The sequence below is a fragment of the Escherichia sp. AM3 genome (assembly GCF_032029835.1).
GTDB classification, from domain to species: domain Bacteria; phylum Pseudomonadota; class Gammaproteobacteria; order Enterobacterales; family Enterobacteriaceae; genus Escherichia; species Escherichia coli.
The window spans coordinates 1-435 of record NZ_JAVUPQ010000583.1 but is presented as its reverse complement, the minus strand read 5'-3'; the positions used below and the strand labels follow the sequence as shown (position 1 = coordinate 435).

At 57.9% G+C, this 435-nt stretch carries 1 protein-coding gene; it reads right to left on the bottom strand.

What is annotated here, in order from left to right:
- Window positions 1-435 (bottom strand): tail fiber protein (locus RTW80_RS27360; RefSeq protein ID WP_312721223.1); only part of this gene is annotated, 435 nt, incomplete at both ends.

Here is a 435-nt window from a genome sequence, read left to right as displayed (position 1 = left end):
CTGATCTTTCTGCAGACGTTTCTCAGCATTGTCATTGGCTGCTTTTACTGCCTTTGGTGTCGCGGCAAGCGTTTCAGACGTGCTGTTGGTCGCGCTGCTTAGCTGGATTATCCCTTTCTGTGCTGTCGTTGCATCCTGTGCGGTGTATTTCCCGTTAGCCAGGTCATACGCGGCCTTAACGGCTTTTGGCGTTGCCGCCAGTGACTCGGAAGTGCTGTTGGTCGCACTGCTGAGCTGTACTATCCCCTTTTTCGTCGTGCTCGCATCCTCAAGCGCCACGGCGGATGCAATATCCTCTGCCCGTTTTGCTGCTGTCTCGGCGCGCGTTGCTGCGGATTCTGCCGTACTTTTGCTCTGAGCTGCCGCCGTCGCACTGCCAGCAGCCTCTGTCGCCTTCGTGGATGCCGTCGTGGCGCTGCTCTTCGCTGCTGACGC